General features: G+C 42.2%; 6 protein-coding genes. All 6 read left to right on the forward strand.

Features of this window, described 5'->3' with window-relative positions:
* Window positions 1-123 precede the first annotated feature (123 nt).
* Window positions 124-426, forward strand: coding sequence for an ArsR/SmtB family transcription factor (locus tag E1163_RS06200; protein WP_155170572.1), 303 nt, complete (start codon window positions 124-126; stop codon window positions 424-426).
* A gap of 11 nt (window positions 427-437) precedes the next feature.
* Complete coding sequence (locus tag E1163_RS06205) at window positions 438-1,379, forward strand: proline dehydrogenase family protein (protein ID WP_155170573.1); 942 nt, start codon at window positions 438-440, stop codon at window positions 1,377-1,379.
* 10 nt (window positions 1,380-1,389) lie between these two features.
* Complete coding sequence (locus E1163_RS06210) at window positions 1,390-2,079, forward strand: hypothetical protein (RefSeq protein WP_155170574.1); 690 nt, start codon at window positions 1,390-1,392, stop codon at window positions 2,077-2,079.
* 44 nt (window positions 2,080-2,123) lie between these two features.
* A complete protein-coding gene (locus E1163_RS06215; protein ID WP_155170575.1) occupies window positions 2,124-2,699 on the forward strand; it encodes a Crp/Fnr family transcriptional regulator in 576 nt (191 codons plus the stop codon).
* A 79-nt stretch (window positions 2,700-2,778) separates the two neighbouring features.
* A complete protein-coding gene (locus E1163_RS06220) occupies window positions 2,779-3,504 on the forward strand; it encodes a DJ-1/PfpI family protein (protein WP_246223524.1) in 726 nt (241 codons plus the stop codon).
* Between the two features lie 162 nt (window positions 3,505-3,666).
* Window positions 3,667-3,994: hypothetical protein (locus E1163_RS30945; RefSeq protein ID WP_221417946.1), on the forward strand; the 328-nt coding region annotated here is incomplete at its 3' end.

Here is a 3,994-nt window from a genome sequence, read left to right on the forward strand (position 1 = left end):
GGCTCTTCTCTACTACACTTTCAAAATTGCACAGCAACACAACCCCATCTTTTGGGTACCGGTGCTTTAAAAAAAACATAAACAACATATCGATAATTATCGATATGTTGTTACATTAGACCTATGAATATCGTAGAGGTAAGCAAGGTGCTATCCAATAAGGCCAGGGTTGAAATACTGGATTGGCTGAAAAGCCCGGAGGAAAATTTTCCACCGCAGGTCAATGTGCCCAATTTTGATGACGGGGTATGCGTGTGCCATATTCAGGATAAGCTGGGTTTGTCGCAGTCCACTACCTCCCATTATTTAACCATGATGGAAAAGGCAGGCTTGCTAACGGGTAAAAGAATAGGGAAGTGGACTTATTATAAAAGAAACGAAGCAAAAATTGCGGAGTTTATACAATCTCTTGCTGTCAAACTTTAAACCAACATAACATGGATCAGGAGTTAATTGAATTAGGGGCAAAGGCCCTGAAAAAAGCTGCTTTAAATGAGCAGGCCAAAGAATACTTGTTAAATAATGCCACATTGTTCCATGCCCTCAAAAAGGCGGCAGACCGGTACATAGGCGGAGAAACCATGGAAGAGACGATAGCAAAAGTGGTGCTTGAAAATGAAAAGGGGTATAAGTGCTCTATGGAGTTTATGGGTGAAAATACCATCACCGAAAAGGAAGCCAATGCAGCTACGGAGGAGTTTATAGAAATGGCCCGTCAGATTGAAAGTCAAAACCTTTATTCAACCATCTCACTGGACCTTTCACATATCGGCCTCGCTATATCCAAAGATCTGGCCCTGGCCAATATCACGCGTATTCTGGAGGCAGCAGCGCCTAACCATACAGAAGTTATTATCAGTGCTGAGGGAGTAAACCGTACGGATGACGTGTTGGAAACGTATATGGCGGCAGCAAAAGATTATAAACAGGTGTCTATAACCATGCAGGCCTACCTTCACCGCTCTAAGGACGATTTTCAGGAACTTGCCAAGTTGCCCAACAGGATCAGGCTGGTGAAAGGGGCTTTTGATACTCCTGCCCACCTTTCCCTGTCCCGTGGCAGAGAACTTGATGAAACCTATCTGAATTACCTGGATGCGCTATTGTCTCAAGGCCACCTTTGCTCTATAGCCACGCACGATCACAACATACAGCAGGAAGCGCTCCGGTTAATAAGTAAACACCAGCCATCAAAAGACATTTATGAGTTTGAGAGTTTGTATGGCATACAAATGGAGCAACTGGCCGCCATAAAGGACAAAGGCCACCCGGCTAAGGTCTACTTCGTGTACGGCAAAGAGTGGTACCTCTACTTATGCAACCGCATAGCAGAGTACCCGCTCAACATTTTCAGGGCGATCAATGATATAGTAGGTTGACGATCCGGGGATGAAAGTCAATAAAAAGCCCTGCCATGTCATTCAGGTGTTTTCATGTTCCTACGAATATGACAAGAAGTACAGAAGCTATGACTCCAGGAAGGACTATGTGACCTGGAAGGGGGAGGTTAGCTCCGGTACTTCAGCGGATGGCGATGAGGTGGTTATCAGCCGCAATTGCTTCGAGAAAGTTGAAGGGGTATTGGGAGACCTGGTCATTTTGATTGACAATAATTTTCACACCTTCGAAGACTATTTAAACCTTTTGAAGCTAAATGCCCAAAGATGTGACGATGAAGGCCAGCTCAAACAATACTATGAAAAGCACCTGGCCCGGCAGCGAAACCTGATTTTTGGTTCGGTCAAGCTGTTTGGCCAGCATATCGAAATATTTAAGATCCGTTTTGATAAGGAAATAGAGCTTTTTCTGAATTGGGACTATTGGAATGTGGGAGAGCCCCGGAGGGAAAATTTCAAAATAGCAGAATTGAAGGAGGGTGCTCCTGTCAACATTTTGATCGATGGCAAAAGGGACTTCTCACTTTCAGGAAGGAGAAAGCGGATATACCTGGAAAACAACTACATCATCGAATATAAAGGATTGTTTAATACAATATCGGTACTGAGCGAAAATAAGGTTTTTAGTAAAAAGGTGCCCGATGACTTAAAGGAAGTAGACCTATTGAAGCATTTGAGATGAATAAGGCCTAACTTGGCTGTACGATAATTTTAAATGCCGATACCATGGATATTAAGCTTTATCACCATATCAAAAGGTTCGTTGATATCGATACAAAGGAATATGAGCAGATCATAGGTTATTTTGATCCTGTTACTTTGGCCAAAAAAGATACCCTTATTTACGGCGGAGAGAAGTGTGATAAAATTTATTTTGTATTGGAAGGCTGCCTTCATGCCTATTTTATTGACAATAATGGTGCGGAGAAGACCATCCAGTTTGCCATTAAGGACTGGTGGATCACCGATTTTCTGGCCTATCATCACCGGAGCAAGACAGATTTCTTTATACAGGCCGTTGAAGTCTCTGAGGTACTTTGCATCTCATATGCGCAGCAGCAGAAATTGCTTTCCTGTCACCCCGTAATGGACAGCTACTTCAGGCAGGTTTATGAAATAGGCTATGGAGCGGCTATTAAGCGGTTACAATATATTTTTACTTACTCCAAAGAAGAGATATTCTATAGATTTAGAGATGAATTTCCCGAGTTTGTCAACCGCATACCCCAGTATCTGGTAGCTACCTATCTTGGCTTAACACCAGAATACCTGAGCAAACTGAGAAGTAAAAAGGTTTCTTAAACTGGTTCAAGTTTTTTCTTTGAGGTGACGAATACCTTTGCCGGCAAGTAAAAAAACAAATAAATAAGGTATGAAAAACATGAAGATATTAGCCCCTGTACTCATAGTGATTTTGTCAGCCTGTAATACTGAGAAAGCACAGAATAACCAGGACCAGGTAAGCGAAGAAGTTGCAACAGAAAGCGCCCAATTGAAAGCCATAAAAGAAGATTTGCCCACCATTGGTTTGTTAATGTATGATGGCGTACTTACTACCGAAGTCACCGCTGCGCTGGACGTATTTGCAAAACCCTCAGAAGGTGGCGAGCAGCTCTTCAACGTGATCACCATTGCAGAGACCGATGCCCCGCTAATTTCCGAAGAGGGCTTGAAAATGATCCCCGATTATACTTTTAAGAATTGCCCCGCTTTGAATGTGCTGATAGTACCCAGCGCCTACGATATGCACGCCCAGGTGAATAACAGCAAAATTGTCAGCTTCATTAAGGAGAAAAACAACGAAACACAATATACCGTCAGCAACTGCGCCGGGGCACATTTGATAGGAGCCTCAGGCATTGCAGATGGTAAGAAAATAGTCACCTGGGTTGGTGGAGGAAAAGAGCTTCAGAAGAATTATCCAAACCTTCTTGTGCAGGACGACTCGTTGATAAGCTATGTGGAAGATGGGAAATTTCTTTCTTCCAACGGCAACCTTGCCACCTACATATCATCATTGGAGCTGCTTGAAAAACTGACCAGCGAAAAACACAGACAATTTGTAGAGTCATATTTATATATTGACAGGCTTAGGGATTGGGAGTAGAGAGATTTTAGCAAAGAGCATAATGCTAACAGGAATTCACAAGGGTTCCTGTTTTTTGTTTTAGGAGTCTGTTAGTTTAAATTTTACATATATATTTGTGTGTTTTTTTGTTTGATAAAAAGCTTTAATTTACTTTTCTTGAGTATTGTATAAAACACACTTATGAAAAAACTTGCCTTATTCCTTGTTCTGACATCTGCTTGTTTTGAGGGCGTGGGACAAAAATGTTACACATCGCAACTTTCAAACAGAGGTGAAGATAGTCTGTATAAAACTTATCGTAACTCAAGAGATTCTTTTGTTCGGGAGGGGAGAGTACATGAACTGGATGAAGTGGACATATGGGAGTTGGATTCGTCATATGCCGAACCGTGGGATGCGGAGGCTCAACAATGGGGAGAAGCAAACTCTAAGGCAATCAGAGAAACAGATGAAAATGCTAAGCCTACTCTTTACGCTTCATACAATAGGAGTAGTCCGGTAGAAAAAT

Source organism: Fulvivirga kasyanovii (assembly GCF_009711405.1).
GTDB classification, from domain to species: domain Bacteria; phylum Bacteroidota; class Bacteroidia; order Cytophagales; family Cyclobacteriaceae; genus Fulvivirga; species Fulvivirga kasyanovii.

Excerpts from the sequence above, each read along its gene's own strand:
- E1163_RS06215 (WP_155170575.1), top strand. The coding sequence starts at position 2,124 with ATGGATATTAAGCTTTATCACCATATCAAAAGGTTCGTTGATATCGAT.
- E1163_RS06205 (WP_155170573.1), top strand. The coding sequence starts at position 438 with ATGGATCAGGAGTTAATTGAATTAGGGGCAAAGGCCCTGAAAAAAGCT.
- E1163_RS06220 (WP_246223524.1), top strand. The coding sequence starts at position 2,779 with ATGAAGATATTAGCCCCTGTACTCATAGTGATTTTGTCAGCCTGTAAT.
- E1163_RS06200 (WP_155170572.1), top strand. The coding sequence starts at position 124 with ATGAATATCGTAGAGGTAAGCAAGGTGCTATCCAATAAGGCCAGGGTT.
- E1163_RS06210 (WP_155170574.1), top strand. The coding sequence starts at position 1,390 with ATGAAAGTCAATAAAAAGCCCTGCCATGTCATTCAGGTGTTTTCATGT.